This window comes from Halotalea alkalilenta DSM 17697, from assembly GCF_000621205.1.
In the GTDB taxonomy this organism is placed as follows: Bacteria; Pseudomonadota; Gammaproteobacteria; order Pseudomonadales; family Halomonadaceae; genus Halotalea; species Halotalea alkalilenta.
In genome coordinates, this window is record NZ_KK211236.1 from 39,869 (window position 1) to 58,026 (window position 18,158).

The 18,158-nt window shown below is 66.1% G+C and carries 16 protein-coding genes and 1 riboswitch; of the genes, 9 read left to right on the forward strand and 7 right to left on the reverse strand.

The genetic code is table 11. The features are described from left to right. Positions 1-184: 184 nt before the first annotated feature. Positions 185-1,621, reverse strand: coding sequence for an MFS transporter (locus Q376_RS23815; protein WP_081803690.1), 1,437 nt, complete (start codon positions 1,619-1,621; stop codon positions 185-187). A gap of 271 nt (positions 1,622-1,892) precedes the next feature. Here Q376_RS23815 and Q376_RS0120610 point away from each other — a divergent pair, with 271 nt between their 5' ends. Further along, the gene (locus Q376_RS0120610; RefSeq protein ID WP_027351894.1) at positions 1,893-2,828 is read left to right on the forward strand and encodes a lysophospholipid acyltransferase family protein; all 936 of its coding nucleotides are present in this window, start codon (positions 1,893-1,895) and stop codon (positions 2,826-2,828) included. Between the two features lie 25 nt (positions 2,829-2,853). Here Q376_RS0120610 and Q376_RS0120615 read toward each other — a convergent pair whose 3' ends face one another. Beyond that, positions 2,854-3,768 (reverse strand): LysR substrate-binding domain-containing protein, encoded by a 915-nt coding sequence (locus Q376_RS0120615; RefSeq protein WP_043449234.1) that lies wholly within the window; start codon positions 3,766-3,768, stop codon positions 2,854-2,856. A 145-nt stretch (positions 3,769-3,913) separates the two neighbouring features. On the opposite strand from Q376_RS0120615, the gene Q376_RS0120620 reads away from it, so the two are divergent. From Q376_RS0120620 to Q376_RS0120630, 3 genes are read left to right on the forward strand one after another with little or no spacing between them, the layout of a single operon-like run. Beyond that, positions 3,914-5,443 carry an AbgT family transporter gene (locus Q376_RS0120620; protein WP_027351896.1) on the forward strand — a complete coding sequence of 510 codons (1,530 nt, stop codon included), beginning with the start codon at positions 3,914-3,916 and terminating at the stop codon, positions 5,441-5,443. Positions 5,444-5,493: 50 nt separating this feature from the next. Then, positions 5,494-6,834 carry an amidohydrolase gene (locus Q376_RS23820; protein ID WP_081803691.1) on the forward strand — a complete coding sequence of 447 codons (1,341 nt, stop codon included), beginning with the start codon at positions 5,494-5,496 and terminating at the stop codon, positions 6,832-6,834. After that, entirely contained in the window at positions 6,831-8,309 is a 1,479-nt protein-coding gene (locus Q376_RS0120630) for a M20 family metallopeptidase (protein ID WP_052365624.1), read from the forward strand. The genes Q376_RS23820 and Q376_RS0120630 overlap by 4 nt, the downstream gene beginning before the upstream one ends. A gap of 99 nt (positions 8,310-8,408) precedes the next feature. On the opposite strand, the gene Q376_RS0120635 is transcribed toward Q376_RS0120630, so the two are convergent. Then, complete coding sequence (locus Q376_RS0120635; RefSeq protein WP_027351898.1) at positions 8,409-8,894, reverse strand: YajQ family cyclic di-GMP-binding protein; 486 nt, start codon at positions 8,892-8,894, stop codon at positions 8,409-8,411. A 172-nt stretch (positions 8,895-9,066) separates the two neighbouring features. Here Q376_RS0120635 and Q376_RS23825 point away from each other — a divergent pair, with 172 nt between their 5' ends. Together Q376_RS23825 and Q376_RS24140 are read left to right on the forward strand one after the other, a co-directional pair. Then, positions 9,067-9,429 (forward strand): DUF4870 family protein, encoded by a 363-nt coding sequence (locus Q376_RS23825; RefSeq protein ID WP_052365625.1) that lies wholly within the window; start codon positions 9,067-9,069, stop codon positions 9,427-9,429. Between the two features lie 8 nt (positions 9,430-9,437). Next, positions 9,438-9,887 carry a hypothetical protein gene (locus tag Q376_RS24140; RefSeq protein ID WP_027351899.1) on the forward strand — a complete coding sequence of 150 codons (450 nt, stop codon included), beginning with the start codon at positions 9,438-9,440 and terminating at the stop codon, positions 9,885-9,887. Here the strand turns inward: Q376_RS24140 and Q376_RS0120655 are convergent. Beyond that, positions 9,856-10,317 (reverse strand): Lrp/AsnC family transcriptional regulator, encoded by a 462-nt coding sequence (locus Q376_RS0120655; RefSeq protein ID WP_027351900.1) that lies wholly within the window; start codon positions 10,315-10,317, stop codon positions 9,856-9,858. The two genes, Q376_RS24140 and Q376_RS0120655, sit on opposite strands and share 32 nt — an antisense overlap. A 139-nt stretch (positions 10,318-10,456) precedes the next feature. Here Q376_RS0120655 and metC point away from each other — a divergent pair, with 139 nt between their 5' ends. Continuing rightward, positions 10,457-11,674, forward strand: coding sequence for a cystathionine beta-lyase (gene metC, locus Q376_RS0120660; RefSeq protein ID WP_043449238.1), 1,218 nt, complete (start codon positions 10,457-10,459; stop codon positions 11,672-11,674). A gap of 490 nt (positions 11,675-12,164) precedes the next feature. Here metC and Q376_RS0120665 read toward each other — a convergent pair whose 3' ends face one another. Both Q376_RS0120665 and Q376_RS0120670 read right to left on the reverse strand, forming a co-directional pair. Beyond that, a complete protein-coding gene (locus Q376_RS0120665) occupies positions 12,165-13,055 on the reverse strand; it encodes an NAD(P)-dependent oxidoreductase (RefSeq protein ID WP_027351902.1) in 891 nt (296 codons plus the stop codon). A gap of 12 nt (positions 13,056-13,067) precedes the next feature. Beyond that, positions 13,068-13,976, reverse strand: coding sequence for a LysR family transcriptional regulator (locus tag Q376_RS0120670; RefSeq protein WP_027351903.1), 909 nt, complete (start codon positions 13,974-13,976; stop codon positions 13,068-13,070). A gap of 194 nt (positions 13,977-14,170) precedes the next feature. Then, a riboswitch (TPP riboswitch) is annotated at positions 14,171-14,322 on the forward strand. 63 nt (positions 14,323-14,385) lie between these two features. Between Q376_RS0120670 and tenA the strand changes: the two genes are divergently transcribed. After that, positions 14,386-15,051 carry a thiaminase II gene (tenA, locus tag Q376_RS0120675; protein ID WP_043449271.1) on the forward strand — a complete coding sequence of 222 codons (666 nt, stop codon included), beginning with the start codon at positions 14,386-14,388 and terminating at the stop codon, positions 15,049-15,051. A gap of 31 nt (positions 15,052-15,082) precedes the next feature. Next, a complete protein-coding gene (gene thiC, locus Q376_RS0120680) occupies positions 15,083-17,005 on the forward strand; it encodes a phosphomethylpyrimidine synthase ThiC (RefSeq protein WP_027351905.1) in 1,923 nt (640 codons plus the stop codon). Positions 17,006-17,142: 137 nt separating this feature from the next. Here the strand turns inward: thiC and Q376_RS0120685 are convergent, their stop codons facing one another. Beyond that, positions 17,143-17,373 (reverse strand): hypothetical protein, encoded by a 231-nt coding sequence (locus Q376_RS0120685; protein WP_027351906.1) that lies wholly within the window; start codon positions 17,371-17,373, stop codon positions 17,143-17,145. Positions 17,374-18,158: the final 785 nt, after the last annotated feature.

Genomic DNA, 18,158 nt, shown 5'->3' on the forward strand with positions numbered 1-18,158 from the left:
GATAAGTCCGTTCGTCCCGAGCGGCGCCCGTACGCGTCAAGATCGGCACCGGCTCGGCAATGAAGGGCGCCAGTCGAGGGATCTGGCGGCGGCGGCAAGGCCGTGGTTCGACTCGGCTCATTCCTCACCGGCTCACTTTGAGCGGATGTCGAAGAGCTCTCGCTCCCGACCATGAACGGGCTTTTCAGGAGCGGTTCGTCTCCGGCTGTTCATGAACCCCGGTCATCGGTTCAGGCCCCTGCGGATCCAGCAGGCGCAGATTGGAGGTCGGCACCCCTTGCTCCGCCAGGTCACCTTCGATCTCGAGCGCCTGGCGCTCGGCGTGCTCGCGCTCGGCATTCTCCTCATGGGCTTCGTGTTCGGTCTCGGCCTGTTCCGCGCCCGCCATCAGCTCATCGGTGACCAGCAGTTCGGCACCGACCACCGATTGGGCCGGCTGCGGTGCGAACGGTGCCAGCGGCTGTGGCGCCGGTCGGCGCGAACGGCGCCAGGAGAAGAACAGCGCCAGCGAAAGCGCTACCGCGCCGAAGCCGAAGAACAATCCGTCGTTGCCGACGTGCGCCATCAGCAGCGTGAGCAGAGGGGCCGAAATCGTGCAGCCGAGCGCGTTGATCAGCAGCATCCCCTGACTCATGCCGACCAGCGCGCTGGGCGGCGCACGGTCGGCGGAGTGGCCAACCGCTACCGGATAGAGCGAAAAGGCGCCGCCGCCATAGAGGAACAGCGCCACCGAGAGCGGCCAATAGCCATAGGCAGCGAACGGCACCAAGAGCGCGAGCCCGACGAGGGCCGCGGTGATGATGATCAGCACCCGCTGGCGGTCGTGGCGATCCGACCAGCGCCCGATCGGATACTGCAACGCCATGCCTCCGACGATCACCGTCGCCATCAGCGTACCGATCTCGCTGAGCTGGTAGCCCCGACTCTGGAGGTAGAGCGGCAGCAGGCTGTAGAGCGCGGCGACCACCAGCCCCGAGCCGAAGCTCCCCACTACCCCGGTCGGCGTGAGCTTGGCCAATCGCCAGGGCGATAGCGGCTCGGCATGCTCGATCAGCGGAGAGACCCGCGGGATGATCGCCATCGGCAGCAGCGACAGGGTGGCGAGGATGCCGATCAGCACGTAGGGCAGCGCGGCACCCGGCGCCTCGGGGGATTCGTCGAATAGCCCGATCAGCAGCTGTCCGAGCGCCAGCGCGGCGTACAGGGAGATCATGTAGAAAGCGAGGATGCGGCCACGCACCGCGCGATCGCCACCGGTCAGAAGCCAGCTCTCGATCACAAGGTACACCCCCACCGTGGCCCAGCCGCCGAAGAGCCGCAGCACGAACCACCAGCCGGCATCGAGCCACAGCGCCTGGGCCAGGGAACTGGCGGCGACGATCGCGGCGAAGCAGGCATAGGCACGAATGTGCCCGATCCGCAGCAGCAGCCGGTCATTGAGCACGGCACCCAGACCCAGGCCAATGTAGTAGGCAGCGGACACCAACCCGATCGCCTCGACCGACGCGCCGGAGGCGGACAGCCTGATCGTGACGAGGGTGGAGAGGAAGCCGTTGCCAAGGGCGAGGATGAAGAGCCCGAGCAATGGGGGAAAGGTCAGAGCGAACAGCTGGCGAGCCATGAACGACCTCGTGCGATGGCGTGGATGCCCAGCGCTGGGGATCGCCGATGGTATCGGGACCGTTCGCGACGGGACTTCAAAGCGGTAAGTAACGGTGCGCGGGGAAGGGAAAATTCGCGCGGACTATACGCCGAGACGATGCGCTTGCCAATCTCCCCCACTGCCTTCATCGATGATGAAGATAGTTAGGAATCGTGCATTCGGGCGGCTCTGTAAAGCACGATGAACGGGTATACTGCCCGCCCATGTTTCGTTAAGCTTCTACCCATCAATGCCTTTGAAAGAAAAACTCAATGCGGGCGCGATCCGCGCGCTGTGGAAACGCTTCTCCCGCTGGACACCGGCCCGTCTATGGCGTTTGGCAAGAATCGTCGCGCCGCTGTATGCCCTGTTCGCCACCCGTGAACGACGGGTGACCCGCCAGAACCTGCGCCAGGCCTATCCCCACCTCGACGAGTCGGTACGCCGGGAAATGGCCGCGACCAGCATTCTCCATAGCGTCGCACTGGCCTTCGAAGTCGGATTCGTCTGGCGCGGCGATCCGCAGAGCGTCGCCAATGCGGTCAAGCGGGTCGAGGGTTTCGAGCTGTTCGAGGAAGCCCAGCGCGCGGGACGCGGAGTGATCGTGCTCGCCCCCCATATCGGCAACTGGGAAATGGTCAACTTCTGGCTGTCGAGCAGGATGACCTTCACCGCGATGTACGACCCGCCCCGCATCGCCGCTCTCGATGGCGTGATCCGTCATGGCCGCGAGCGGATGGGCGCGACATTGGTGCCGACCAACGCCCGCGGCGTCGCCAGCCTGCTCAAGGCGCTGCACCGCGCCGAGGCGATCGGCATCCTGCCCGACCAGGTACCCGACTGGGGCAGTGGAAAGTTCGCCGACTTCTTCGGTCACCCCGCCTATACCGCGACGTTGCTACCCAAGCTGGTGGCGCGCACCAATGCGCGCGTAGTGGTCGGCACGGCGCTGCGGCGCTGCGACCAGGGCGGCTTCAGCCTGCATTTCATCGAGGCCGATCCCCGGGTCTACGATGCCGACGAAGCCGTCGCCGCCCTCGGGGTCAACAAGAGCGTGGAGCGCGCCATCGCATTGGCTCCCACCCAGTACCAGTGGGAATACAAGCGCTACAAACGCACCCCAGGACAGCTCGAGGAGGAGCCGGGCTGGAAACAGCGCCGCTTCTATCGAATGAAAAAACGCTGAGCCCAAGCCATGCCGTGCAACTCGCTCAGCGGCTCCACTCCAGGTTTCGGCCCAGGCAGGTGCGCTCGAACAGCCGGAGCAGTGCCGCCGCCGCCGGCGTGATCGGCGCATCGCGCAGCCTTACCGCATAGAAACGGGCGATCGGTAGCGCTTCGTCGAGCGCTACCTCGACTACTCCAGCGAGCCCGTGGGCCAGCGCCATGCCTTCTGCGAATACCCCGACGATATCGCTCTGGGCGATCACGTTGAGACCGGTATTGAACGAGTCGGAGGTGATTCGATTGGTTTCACGCAGGATCCCGCGCGAGGTCAAAAGCTCTTCCAACTCCCGGTAGTAACCGCTGCGACTATGCGGCACCACCCAGTCACAGCGGGCGAAGTCGTCGAGCCGGTCGGACCCCGCCAGCGGGTGCCCCTTGCGCACGACTAGCCGGAACCGGCGATCGAACAGCCACTGGGCGGTAAGATCCTGATCGAGCGACGCCTTGAATACCGTATTGATCGCGAAATCGATCTCGCCGCCGCGCAAAAGCGGCCCCATCACCGACAGCTGCCCTTCGTTGATCGAAAGCGCGATGCTGGGATAGTCGGCGCGAAAGCGCGCGATCACGCCTGGCAACAGCAGCCGAGCCACGGTAGCCGACAGCCCGATCCCCACCTTGCCTCGCCGAGAGCCCGAGAACTGGCGCACGCTCTCCTGCGCACGTTCCAGCTGGGAGAGGATCAACCGCGCATGCTCGGCCAGTGCCTGGCCGGCCGGAGTCAGGCTCGCGCCGCTGTGATGGCGCACCACCAGCGCCTCGCCAAGGCTCCCCTCCAACTCGCGCACCGCGCGAGTCAGGCTCGGCTGCGAGATGCCGAGTTCACGTGCCGCGCCGCGAATGCTGCCTAGGCTCGCGACGGCGGCGAAGGCGCGCAGCTGGTTCAACTTCAGGTTCAACTCAAGTCCTCGACTCTGACACCCCACGAACTCCCCGGCGGGTGCATAAGCTGCGGCTATCACCGAGAAGGTAGTGCGATCTTTGCCTGCCGCCCCGGATGCCGTTAGATGGTGAACGGTACAAGAAAAAAACTGGAGTCCAACCATGTCCTCTTCCGCGACCAAGGCGGCGCCATCCGCGCGTCTGCTCAACCACATGCTCAACGGCATCGAACGGCTCGGCAACCGCCTGCCCGATCCGTTCATGATCTTCGTCTATCTCGGCCTGGTGGTGATTCTCACCTCAGTATTGATGGCGGCGTTCGATGCCAGTGTGGTCCATCCCAGCAGTGGCGACACCCTGGAAATCAGGAGCCTGCTCTCGGGCGAAGGCCTGCGCTTCATCTTCGGCTCGATGCTGACCAACTTCACAGGCTTCGCTCCGCTTGGCCTGGTGCTAGCGATGATGCTTGGCATCGGGCTCGCCGAAAAGCTCGGCATGCTCGAAGTGCTGATGCGCAGAACGGTACTCAACGCCCCGCGCGCCATCGTGACCTACGTGATCGCCCTGACCGCGATGCTCGGCAATCTCGCCTCCGACGCCGCCATGGTACTGCTGCCACCGCTGGCGGCGATGGTATTCCATGCGATTGGCCGCCACCCGATCGCCGGGCTGACCCTGGGCTTCGGCACCGCCGGCGCCGGTTTCACCGCCAATTTCCTGATCGTCGGCACCGACGCCCTGCTGTCAGGCATCTCCACCGCCGCCGCCCAGATCATCGAGCCGGGCTTCATCGTCACCCCGGTCGACAACTGGTACTTCAACAGCCTCTCGGTAGTGGTGCTGACCATCGTTGCAGCGCAGATCAACGACCGCTTGATCGAGCCCCGCCTTGGTGAATATCGCGGTGAAGCCACCCAGGTCGACTACCAGGAGCCCCCTCACGCCGGCCGCGCGCTGCGCAACGCGGGGATCACCGCGGTTTGCTACATCGCAGCACTGGTGACCCTGGTCGCGTGGCCCGGGTCACCGATGCGCAACGAGGAAGGGGGTCTTCTGCCATCGCCGTTCCTCTCCTCGATCATCCCCTTCATCCTGCTGTTCTTCATCGCCACCAGCGTCGCCTACGGCAAAACCACCGGGCAGATCAAAAGTGCCCACGATGTAGTATCGAAGATGACCGAGGCGATTCGGGATCTGGCCGGATACATCGTGCTGATCTTCGCCGCCGCCCAGTTCATCGCCTACTTCTCCTGGAGCCATATCGGCACCTGGGTCGCGATCCACGGTGCCGAGGTGCTGACCGAGATCGGCTTCACCGGACTGCCGGTGATCCTGAGCTTCATCCTGCTCACCTCGATGCTCAACCTGCTGATCACCAGCGGCTCGGCGATGTGGGCGCTGATGGCGCCGGTCTCGATCCCAATGCTGATGCAGCTCGGCTACCACCCGGGCTTCATCCAGATGGCCTACCGCGTCGGCGACTCGTCGACCAACATCATCTCACCGCTCAATCCCTACGTGATGGTGGTGCTCGGCTTCATGCGCCGCTACGACCCCGACGCGGGACTCGGCACGCTGATCTCGCTGATGCTGCCCTATGCGATCTCGTTTCTGATCGTCTGGATGCTGATGCTGAGCGCCTTCGTACTGCTCGACCTGCCGTTCGGCCCCGGCATCTTCCCCATGCTCTAGCGCCTCGTTGACGACTATTACCATCCATGACGAACACAAGGAACATCCCCATGTCGACGAGCCTCGAGCAGGAACTCGCCGCACTTGCGCCACAGCTTCTCGCCTGGCGGCGCGACTTCCACCGCCACGCCGAGCCCGGCTGGCTGGAGATTCGCACCGCATCGATCGTCGCCGAGGAGCTCGACCGACTGGGCTTCGAGCTCGCCGTCGGCCGCGATGTGGTGGCAGCGAACGCCCGCATGGGCCTGCCGGATGAGCAGGCCCTGGCGCTGGCGGAACGCCGTGCGCTCGAGCAGGGCGCGGTGGCGCGCTGGCTGCCCGCGCTCAGCGGCGGCTTCACCGGGGTGGTGGCGACGCTGGACAGCGGCCGCCCGGGGCCAACGCTTGCTATTCGCGTCGATCTCGACGCTCTCGACCTGGAGGAATCCAGCGCCGCCGATCATCGCCCGCGCGCCGAAGGCTTCGCCTCGCTCAACCGCGGCGCGATGCATGCCTGCGGCCACGATGGCCACACCGCCATCGGCCTCGGCCTGGCACGGCTGCTCAAGCGCTTCGAAGCCGAACTCCACGGCCGCATCAAGCTGATCTTCCAGCCCGCCGAAGAAGGCGTGCGCGGCGCCCGTTCGATGGTCGAAGCCGGCGTCGTCGACGATGTCGACCTGTTGATCGCAAGCCATATCGGTCTCGACCGCCCGCTCGGCGAGGTGGTCTGCGCCGCCGATGGCTTTCTCGCCACCACCAAGCTCGACGTCGAATTCAACGGCGTGCCCGCCCACGCCGGCGGGCGTCCCGAGGCCGGACGCAATGCGCTGCTCGCCGCAGCCCAGGCGGCGCTGGGCCTGCACGCCATCGCCCCGCACAGCCAGGGCGCCTCGCGGGTCAACGTAGGCGTGCTGGAGGCCGGCAGCGGCCGCAACGTCATCGCCGCCGTGGCGCGGATGAAGATCGAAACCCGCGGCGAATCGAGCGAGATCAACGCCTACGTCGAGGCCCGCGCTCGTGAGGTGATCGACGGCGCCGCGATCATCCACGGCGTCGAGGCCAGCGTCAGCGTCGCGGGAGGCGCCGATACCTGCAAGGCGAGCCCGGCGCTGGTCGAGCGAATCCGCACCCTGCTCGAGGGAGCGCCCGGCATCGACCGCCTGGTCACCAACGATCCCTCGCCGAGCGGCTCGGAGGACGCCACCTGCCTGATGGCGAGGGTCCAGGCCCGCGGCGGCCAGGCGACCTACATGATCTTCGGCACCGAGCTCGCAGCAGGTCACCATCACCAGCGTTTCGACTTCGACGAGCGAGTACTACCGCTGGCGGTACGCACGCTGTTGCTGCTCAGCCAGCAGCTCACCGCGCATCCCTTCGCCCTCACCCCAACCGACAGGAGCCCAGCATGAACCGGCCATTCGACATCGACCCTACCGCCCGCCGCCTCGAAAGCCTGGTCGAAGCCAAGCGCGAGCGCTTCATCGAAGCCGCCGACCGGGTCTGGGAAAGCGCCGAGACACGCTTCGAGGAGCATCGCTCGCAGCAGACCCTGTGCGAGCTGCTCGAAGCCGAGGGGTTCCAGCTCGAGCGAGGCGTCGGCGGCATCGATACCGCCTTCATCGCAAGCTTCGGCCAGGGCAAGCCGGTCATCGCCCTGCTCGGCGAATACGATGCGCTCGCCGGACTCAGCCAGGCCGGCGCGGAGAGCGCGCCCAGGGCGCTCACACCGAACGGCAACGGCCACGGCTGCGGTCATAACCTGCTTGGCGTCGCCGCGCTCGCCGGCGCCGTCGCTGCCCGCGACTGGCTGCTCGAGCAGGGCCTGATCGGCGCGGGGCGCTCGGGCACCCTGCGCTTTTATGGCTGCCCCGGCGAGGAAGGCGGTTCGGGCAAGACCTTCATGGTCCGCGAGGGGCTGTTCGACGACGTCGATCTCGCCCTCACCTGGCACCCCAATACCATGACCTGCGTGTTCTCGCAGCCGACACTTGCCAACATCCAGGCCTACTTCCGCTTCAAGGGACGCTCGGCCCATGCCGCCGCCTCGCCCCACCTGGGCCGCAGCGCGTTGGATGCCGTCGAGCTGATGAACGTCGGCGCCAACTACCTGCGCGAACACATCGTGCCCGAGGCGCGGCTGCACTACTCGCTGACCCAGACCGGAGGCGCCTCGCCCAACGTGGTCCAGGCCGACGCCGAGGTGCTCTATCTGGTCCGCGCCCCGGAGATGGAGGAAACCCAGGAGATCTTCGAGCGGCTCGAGCAGATCGCCCAGGGGGCCGCGCTGATGACCGGTACCCAGGTCGAGATGCGCTTCGACAAGGCATGCTCGAACTACCTGCCCAACCGCACCCTGGAGAGCCGGCTGTACGCTCAGCTCCAGCGCTTCGGCGCGCCGGACTTCGACGATCGGGATCGTGAATTCGCCGCCCGCATCCACGCCACCCTGGGGGCGGATCAGCTCGCGGCCAACCTCGCCGAGATCCGCCGCCTCGTCGGCCAGGAGGGGCGCGCCTATCTCAAGCGTCTCGAGGGCCGGGCGCTGGCCGAAGAGGTACTGCCCTATGCCGTCGACACCGGGCTGATGTTCGGCTCGACCGATGTCGGCGACGTCAGCTGGAAGGTGCCCACAGCACAGTGCTTCGTCACCTGCCTGGCCCTCGGCACCCCGCTGCACACCTGGCAGGTGGTCTCCCAGGGACGCTCCTCGCTCGGCCACAAGGGCATGCTCCAGGCCGCCAAGGTGCTCGCCGCCACCGCAGTGGAGGCCTTCACCGATGAAGAGCTGCGCCGACGCGCCCGCGCCGAACTCGACGAGGCACTCGAAGAGCGCCCCTACCGCTGCCCGATTCCGGCCGGGATCAGCCCTTCGCCGCTGAGCTGAAGGCGATGAGGATGACGCAGGCACTCGCCGGGCTGGCGGCCGGAAAAGGTGCGCTAGAGACAGGGAAGGGGCCTAGCTGACTTCGAAGCCGGCCTGGGTTCAGTCGCGAAAGTTGTTGTACTGCAGCGCCAGGTCCGGTCCCTGCTCGCCTTTGAGCAGTGCGATCACGGTCTGCAGATCGTCGCGCTTCTTACCGGTGACGCGCACCTTGTCGCCCTGGATCTGGGCCTGCACCTTGAGTTTGGCATCCTTGATCAGCTTGACGATCGCCTTGGCGTCGGCCTGCTCGAGGCCCTGCTTGAGCTTGACCTCCTGGCGCGCCTTGACCCCGGAAAGCTGGGGCTCCTGCTCATCCATGCAGCGCGCGTCGATGCCGCGCTTGATCAGCTTGGCGCGCAGTACGTCGAGCATCTGCTTGAGCTGGAAGTCGGCGTCCGCCTCGAGACGCACGGTATCGCCTTCGATCTCGAAGCTGGCATCGACACCCTTGAAATCGAACCGGGTCTCGACTTCGCGATTGGCCTGATCGACCGCATTGGTCGCCTCGTGCTTGTCGAACTCGGAGACGATGTCGAATGACGGCATGGAAATTCCCTCGTTGATGGTCTGGCTCGCCCCTTCCGCGGCCTCGCTGCGAAAGGAGCCGGTACGGCACGGATTCTAACTCATCGTGCCGGCTCCTCGCTGCCGCTCGACCGGCTCGCTCCGGCTTTCGCAAAAGCCTAGAATGAGCCCACTTTCCGTACCTGGAGCCGCCATGACCACCACCGAACCGATCGCCACCACCCTCGATGACGACAATCCCGCGATGGCGCGCATCATCTACATCCTCTACCTGATCAGCCTCGCCACCGGGGTCACTGCGCTGGTCGGGCTGGTAATGGCCTACGTCTATGGCGGGCGCGCTTCGCCATGGATCGCCGCCCACTATCGATTCCAGATCCGCACCTTCTGGATCGGCCTCGGCTACTTCATCATCGCGACGCTGCTTTCGCTGGTCGGCGTAGGCCTGCTGCTGTTCCCCTTGGTCTACCTGTGGATCATCATCCGCTGCGCGCGCGGCTGGCGCGACCTGGAGAACCGCAGCGCGCCCGGCCAGCCGGACATCTGGCTCTACTGAGTGGCCCGATGACCTCCGCATCCGCAGCGAAGCCGCCCCGCCGAGATCAGGCGCGCCTGGTCTACGTGCTCTACCTGCTCCAGCCGGTGACCGGGTTCACCGCGCTGGTGGGCATCGTCATCGCCCACCTCGCCCGCGCCTCGCACCCGCTCGAACGCGCCCATCGGCGCCGTCAGCTCGAGCTGTTCTGGGTCGGTTTCCCGCTCAGCCTGCTCTCCCTGGCCCTGCTCGTGTGCGGTGCCTGGCGCACGCTCATCGTGCTTTTCGACGTGCGCATCGAGAGCAGCGACCTGCTGTTCTCGCTCTCGATGGTGGCGCTCGGCGCCACCTCTTCTGTCGCCCTGCTCTGCTGGTGGCTGGTCCAGTGCCTGCGCGGCTGGCGAGCGCTCGAGTCAGGTCTCCCCCCGGCGGCTCGACCCTGGCCGCTCACTTCAAGTAACCCAACGGCAGCGCGGTAGTGTATTTGAGCTGCTCCATCGCGAAGGTAGAGCTCACGTCGGTCAGCCCCTCGATCTGGATCAAGCGCTTGTACACCGCATCATAGGCGGCGATGTCAGGCACCACGACGCGCAGCCAGTAGTCGATGTCTCCCGACATCCGATAGGCCTCGACCACCTCGTCGATCGTATCGATCGCCCGCTGGAACTCGACCAACCATTGGGCGCTGTGGCTTCTGGTCCGGATCGACACCATCACGCTAACGGCTGCATTGATCTTTTCACCATCGAGTAGCACCACCCGCCGGTGCACCACCCCTTCCGCCTCGAGCTTCTGTATCCGCCGCCAGCACGCGGTGGTGCCAAGCCCCACCCTTTCGGCGATCGCGCTGACCGGCAGAGTGGCATCCTGTTGAAGCGAATCAAGAATCCTTACATCCAGGCGATCCACGAAAAAAAACCCTCCTTGACCGCTTAAATCGAAAAACATTTCACATACGAAGCAGTTCCTCGACCCGATTGTCAAAAAATTTCTCAACCGATGGCGATAAGCTGGAACGCATTCCCAACCGCCTAGATGGAAGCGTTCGATGCACTCCCCGCGCCGCCACCCCAACACCACCCTGCTCCACTGCGGGCGCGATTCTCAGCGCTTCGACGGATTGGTCAACGTACCCGTCTGCCGTGGCTCGACCCTGCTCGCCGAAAGCTTCGATGCCTGGGAGCGCGCCCGCCAGGGCGGCAACCCCTATGCCCACTATGGCCGCTTCGGCACCGCCACCACCCATGCGTTCGAGCGCGCGATCGCCGAACTGGAAGGCGGCCATGGGTCACGGGTGTTTCCCTCCGGACTCTCGGCCTGCACCCACGCCCTGCTCGCCTTCCTCGCCAGCGGCGACCATGCACTTTTCAGCGACAGCGTCTATGGCCCGACCCGGGCATTCGCCGAGCGGGTACTCAAACGCCTTGGCATCGCCGTCGACTATTTCGACCCATGCGACCCCGAGGACTTGGCCCGGCAGCTGCGTGCCCAGACCCGCCTGGTGTTCGTCGAGGCCCCCGGCTCGCTGACATTCGAGATGATCGATCTGCCCCGCGTCTGCGTCCTCGCCCACAGCGCCTCGGCCACCGTGGTGATGGACAACACCTGGGCGACTCCGCTGGGATGCAGGCCCTTCGAACTCGGCGTCGATGTCTCGCTGCACGCGGCGACCAAGTACATCGTCGGCCACTCGGATGCGCTGCTCGGTGTCGCCACCGCTACGCCTGATGCCTGGGAGCGACTGCGCGACGGTGCCCAGGACTTCGGCGAGACCGCGGGCCCCGACGATCTCTACCTCGCGCTGCGCGGCCTGCGGACCCTGGGCGTGCGGCTCGAACGCCACGCCGCCAACGCCCGCTGCCTGGTCGACCAGTTGGCCGATCATCCGATGATCGCCTCGGTCCATTACCCCGCCTCGCCGCGAGACCCGGGCTATGAGCTTTGGCAGCGCGACTTCGACGGTGCCAGCGGGCTATTCGGCGTGCGGCTGAAGACCTCCGAGCGCGACGCCATCGAGCGCTTCTTCGATCGCCTCGAGCTGTTCGGCATCGGACTCTCCTGGGGAGGGTTCGAAAGCCTCGCGCTACCGGTGGGCACGCCATTGCGCAGCCGCGCCCAGGCCAACGGGGAAGGCTATCTGGTTCGCTTCCATGCTGGTCTAGAGCAGGCCTGCGATCTGCTGGCGGACCTCGATCAGGCCCTCGCCGCGCTCGATCCAAGGGTCAGCGTGGCAGTACCGTCGGCGGTGAACGCCAGCGCCGGCTGACCCTCTCCCTGCCCCGTTGATGCGGGAAGAAAACCGTTCGTCCCATGGGCGAGGAACCAGCATCGACGAATCGGACGGCGCCGCCAGGGTCGTGGCTCGGCTCGTTCCTCGGGCGCTATCCGAGCATCCTGAGCGAGCGAAGCGAGCCGAAGGACACGAGCGGGCTTGGTCCGGGCTCGGCACCATAGCCCCACCCGTTCGTCCCGAGCGGCGCCCATACGCGCCAAGGTCTAGTATCGGCTCGGCGATGAAGGGCGCCAGTCGAGGGATCGAGCGGCGGCGGTGAGGCTGTGGTTCGACTCGGCTCGTTCCTCGCCGGCTCACCACGAATGGACTGAGTGGCTCGTTCCTCGCCGGCTCACCACGAATGGACTGAGTGGCTCGTTCCTCGCCGGCTATCCGAGTATCCCGAAACGGACTGAGTGGCTCGTTCCTCGCCGGCTATCCGAGTATCCCGAGTGAGCGAAGCGCATCGGGGGACATGAGCGAATCAGGAGCCGCGGCGGTCCAGATGGGCCTGGCGTGCGGCGACTTCGTACAGGCTCGACCAATCCTTGTCGCCATCGCCGTTGGCCAGCCCGTCGAGCATCCGTGCGTTGACCGCCGCGGCCAGCGGTAGCGGCACTCGGGCCTGGTCGGCGGCGCTCAGCGCCAGACCGATGTCCTTGTGACCGAGACGCAGCGAAAAGCCCGCTGGTTCGAACGCGCGCGCCTTGATCAGGGCGCCGTAGCCCTGATAGGCGGGCGCGGCGAACAGCGTCTGGGTGACCACCTCGATGAACTCCGCGGCTTCGATGCCGTGGGCCTCGGCCAGGCTGGTCGCTTCGGCGAGCGATTCGATCGCGACGCCGAGCATGAAGTTGGCGCCGATCTTGACCACATTGGCCTGCTCGGGGACATCGCCGATCGGCCAGATCCTGACGCTCGCCGCCTTGAGCAGCGGCCAGACCGCCTCGACCTGGACGGGCGGCCCCGCCACCAGCAGGTTCAGCTCCCCGCGCTCGGCCACCTCCGGGCGACCCAGCACGGGCGCGGCGACGTAGCCTTGGCCGAGCTTGGCATGCAGCTTGGCCAGGGTCGCGGCGAACGGCACCGAGACCGTCGCCATGTTGACGTGGATGGCATCGCGGCGCATCGCCTCCAATGCGCCGCCTTCGAGCATCACCTCGCGCAGCGCGCGATCGTCGGCGAGCATGCTGACCACCACGTCAGCGCGCTTGACCGCCTCGGCCGGGCTCTTGGCGAGCTTGCCACCGGCATCGACGAGGGCCTCGAGCGACGCCGGGGAGCGATTCCAGAGCGTAAGCTCGAAGCCCGCCTCGAGCAGTACCTTGGCAATCGCCCTGCCCATCCTGCCCAGTCCCAAGAATGCGATTTTCATTGCTCACTCCTCTTAAGCTTTGCCAAGGGGCTGTTGACGCTCGGCCCCTTCGAACAGCGAAACCAACCATTCGAGCCCGGCGGCGATCCTCGGGTCGCGCTCGAGCCTTGGCGCATGCAGCAGCCACAGCGGCAGCGGCGCGGCCACCGCGCCGCTCCACTCGACCAATTCACCCTCGGCCAGCGCCGGCGCGGCGCAATCGCGCGGCAGCTGAACGACGCCGGCACCGGCGATCGCCGCTTCGAGCGCGATATCGAAGCCCTCGACCCGCACTCCCGGAGAGGACGCCGAACGCCGTGTCTCACCGGCGACGATGAACGAAAACGGCAACGGTGCGGCATCCCGGCTGTCGATCACGCCTACCGTGGGCAGCTCGGCGAGCGCTTCGATCCCACCGCCTGGCCCGGTGGCGATCACCCCGGGGGCTGCACAGGTGACCATCGCGAGTTCGCCGAGCGCACGCTGCTCGAGCGCGCTGTCGCGAGCCACTCCGGCCCACAGTGCGCAGTCGATGTCCGGCTCGAGCAGGTCTTCCCAGCGCTCGCGGCTCAGCAGCCTCAGCTCGATACCGGGCTGGGCGGCGATGAATCCGGGCAGCGCGGGCGCAAGCCGATGACGGGCCAGATGGCCCGGCGCGGCAATGCTCAGGCTGCCGCGAGGAAGAGCGAGCTCGAACTCCGCTTCGATCTGACCGTGGAGTGCAAGCAGCTCTCGGCAGCGCAGGTGGTAGCGGCGCCCCTCCTCGGTGGGCTCGACCCATCGGGTGGTGCGCTCGAGCAGCTTGAGGCCGAGACGTTCCTCCAGATGGCGTACGGTGCGCGTCACCGTCGAGCGCGGAATGCCAAGCTCGCGCGCGGCGGCGGAGAAACTGCGCCGCTCCACCACGCGCCCGAACACCTCCATCGACTTCAGACGGTCCATCCACGCGCCTCGCTGCGGCCATGTTGGGAAACGGGCATCCCGCCCGTCCGGATCGGCGTGGCGAGGATTCACGCCCAGTCGTCGCCTCGCCAGCTGAGCGTAGTGCGGCCCCGCCCTTCTGACCATATTGACGCTTGACCGCCCAGCCGGCCAGCGACGACACTGTCGAGACTTCGCCGCATCGAGGCGAAGCGTAACGCTTGACGGGGTGCCGGTGGATGCCGGCTGAGATCGCGACAGGGCCAAAGGCCCCAGCGCGGGTCCCGCCGAACCTGATCCGGGTGAAGCCTGAACGTGTGATCACGTCTTGGCCTGTACCGGCGTAGGGATCAAGCGGCGCCCCCGTCCCATCGCTCTTCGCGCCCCCGCTCCCTTCGCTCCCGGATCCTCGACCGCTACGGGAGTGATCGTGCCAAACCCTTTCGACCGCCTCATCGAGGCCTGCCACCACGACTGGCGCGCCTACGTCGAGCATGAGTTCGTCCGCAGGCTCGGCGATGGCAGCCTGCCCGAGGCCAGCTTTCGCCACTATCTCGAACAGGACTATCTGTTCCTCGGCCACTTCGCCCGCGCCTGGGCGCTGGCGCTGTACAAAAGCCGCGATTTCGACGAGCTGCGCGACGCCTTCGATCGACTGAAGACGATCGTCGACCTGGAGCTCGGCCTGCACCTCGACTACTGCGCCCAATGGGGCATCGACGTCGCCACCCTCGACGCGCTCCCCGAAGCCCGCGCCACCCTCGCCTATACCCGCTACGTGCTCGACGCCGGCGCGCGGGGCGATCTCCTCGAACTGCGCGTGGCGCTGGCGCCCTGCCTGGTCGGCTATGCGCGGATCGGCAAGTGGCTGGCATCACGCGCCGAAACCCGCCTGGAGGGCAACCCGTACGCGGCCTGGATCGAGATGTACACCGACGACGCCTACCTCAGCGCGGCGAGCGAGGAGGAAGCCTGGCTCGACCAGGCGCTGGCCGAACAGCCCGCCAAGCGAATCGCCGAGCTCGAGGTCGTGTTCCGCGACGCGACCCGGCTCGAGATCGACTTCTGGCAAATGGGACTCGAGCGCCACGCTTGAGTCCGACCACGCAGCCCCAGGGAGATGACCGATGAGTACCGAAAGCGCCCACCCCAAGGGTAAGTCACGTACCCAGCACTTCCTCGCCGAAAAGGCCGAGGTCGACCAAGCGGCAATCGCCCCCCTGCCCGCCTCGCGCAAGGTCTACATCGAGGGTTCGCGTCCCGACATCCGCGTGCCGATGCGCGAAATCAGCCAGTCGCCGACCACCACCAGCGCAGGGCTGGAGGAGAATCCGCCGCTGCTGGTCTACGATACCTCCGGCCCCTACACCGATCCCGAGGCGTCGATCGACATCCGCCGCGGACTGCCTGAACTGCGCCGGGGCTGGATCGACCAGCGCGATGATTGCGAATGGCTCGACGACATGAGCTCGGAGTACGGCCGGCGCCGCGCCAACGACCCGCAGCTGGCGCCACTGCGCTTCGAGCTCAAGCGCACCCCGCGGCGTGCCAAGCCCGGGCGCAACGTCACCCAGCTGCACTACGCCCGCCAGGGCATCATCACGCCGGAGATGGAGTTCATCGCGCTGCGCGAGAACCAGCGCCGCCTAGCGATCCGCGGCAAGGTCGCCGAGGAGGAGCTGGCCCACCAGCACCCCGGTGAATCCTTCGGCGCACGCATGCTCGAGGACATCACCCCTGAGTTCGTCCGTGCCGAAGTCGCTCGCGGCCGGGCGATCATCCCGGCCAACGTCAATCATCCAGAGCTCGAGCCGATGATCATCGGCCGCAACTTCCTGGTGAAGATCAACGGCAATCTCGGCAACTCGGCGCTCTCCTCCTCGATCGAGGAGGAGGTCGACAAGATGACCTGGGGAATCCGCTGGGGCGCCGACACGATCATGGATCTTTCCACCGGCAAGAACATCCATGAGACACGCGAGTGGATCATTCGCAACTCGCCAGTGCCGATCGGCACGGTGCCGATCTACCAGGCGCTGGAAAAGGTCGCAGGGGTAGCGGAGAACCTCACTTGGGAGCTGCTGCGCGACACGCTGATCGAGCAGGCCGAACAGGGCGTCGACTACTTCACCCTCCATGCCGGGGTACTGCTGCGCTATGTGCCGCTCACCGCCAAGCGCACCACCGGTATCGTATCGCGTGGCGGCTCGATCATGGCGAAGTGGTGCCTGGCGCACCATCGCGAGAACTTCCTCTATACCCACTTCGACGAGATCTGCGAGATCATGAAGGCCTACGACGTCTCGTTCTCGCTCGGCGACGGCCTGCGCCCGGGGTCGATCCGCGATGCCAACGACGCGGCCCAGTTCGCCGAACTCGAGACCCTTGGCGAGCTGACCCGGATCGCCTGGAAGCACGACGTGCAGGTGATGATCGAAGGCCCCGGCCACGTGCCGATGCAGTTGATCAAGGAGAACATGGACAAGCAGCTCGAGTGCTGCGACGAGGCCCCCTTCTATACCCTGGGGCCGCTGGTCACCGACATCGCTCCCGGCTACGACCACATCACCTCAGGCATCGGCGCGGCGCAGATCGGCTGGTACGGCTGCGCGATGCTCTGCTATGTGACGCCGAAGGAGCATCTCGGCCTGCCCGACAAGGACGACGTCAAGACCGGGATCATCACCTACAAGATCGCCGCCCACGCAGCCGACCTTGCCAAGGGGCATCCCGGCGCGCAGCGCCGCGACAACGCCCTGTCCAAGGCCCGCTTCGAGTTCCGCTGGGAGGATCAGTTCAACCTGGGGCTCGACCCCGACACCGCACGCGCCTTCCATGACGAAACCCTGCCCAAGGACTCGGCCAAGGTGGCGCACTTCTGCTCGATGTGCGGACCGAAGTTCTGTTCGATGAAGATCACCCAGGAAGTCCGTGATCGATTCGGCGACGGATCCGGTATCGAGGCACTACCCGAGGAAGCGGTGGAGGGCATGCGAGACCAGGCGGAGCGCTTTCGCGAAGAAGGAGGCGAGCTCTACCGCGAGGTGTGATCACGCCCGCGCCGCCGCAGTGCGCTCCCCGGTACGAGGGGGCGCCTGCAGGGACTTTCGACGCTGGGACCATCGACGCTGGCGCTTTCGACACAGGGACTGCCGACTCAGAGAAAGAGCGGCGGAAGACTGATCGATCAGCGCTGCTGCTCGGCGTCGAGCCGCCGATTGCGCCGCCAGCCCTGGAACAGGCTGAACGCCATGCAGCCGACGAAGACCAGCAGCAGACGAACGAAGGAGAAGGAGAAGCTGAGCCACCAGGCGACCAGCCCTTCGAGCATGAAGCACCACAGCGCCATGAACACCGCGGCGGCGATGAACTCTTTGATACCGTAGCGGCGTACCGGCAGCTCGGGTTTTTCACTCATCGGGCTTCAAGCCTCTCTCGACCAGGCGGGGCGCCCATTCTAGGTGCTGAGCACCAAGGCGTCGAGCGGGGCGCAAAGCACCGCACGACTAGCGCCGATCATGGGGCGGATCATCCCTGCTGCCGCGAACGAAAGCGAAGATCGCCCAGATCGTTACCAGCCAGGCGAGCGCGGCTACCGACAGACAAACCAGCGTCATGATTGCGTTCTCGCATAGCGCTCGGCGGCCATTCGCCGGGCGCTGTACGGCCCGCGCCTCGGCGCCAGCGTTGAGTGGACCAGCCGTCAGGGCTCGAAATCCCGGCGTCGTGCGAGCAAAGGCACAGTGGGAAACTGGTTGAAATTCACCGTGCTCCTTCACCCGTCGTCGGCGTCTCCACGGCTACGCATCGAGCAATGGATGAAGACGCAGACGAACACGACCATGAGCGTCCAGCCGACCAGTAAGACTGTCGTACAGGCCATCACGCCATACTCCCCACCGCTCGAACGGATGCAGCCGGAAATGAACAGAGCTGTATCGCGCCGACGAGCGTCGGTTCAGGAGCAGGGAATCGCGCATGGCCATTGACCCAGGTCCTATCGGCCGAGCAGTCGAATGACTTTAGGGCTGTCTTCACCGTTCGCTCTCCACTTCGACGATCCGCGAGGGCTGATCGCAGCCCTGCTTACCGAGCACCCGTGAACGGATGGGAAAGGATGCGCTCGTCCCCATCGCCGGCCTCCTCTTCTTTATGCAGTTGTAGGGTGGTATTCAGGCCGATGGCCTGGTCCAAAAGCGCCGC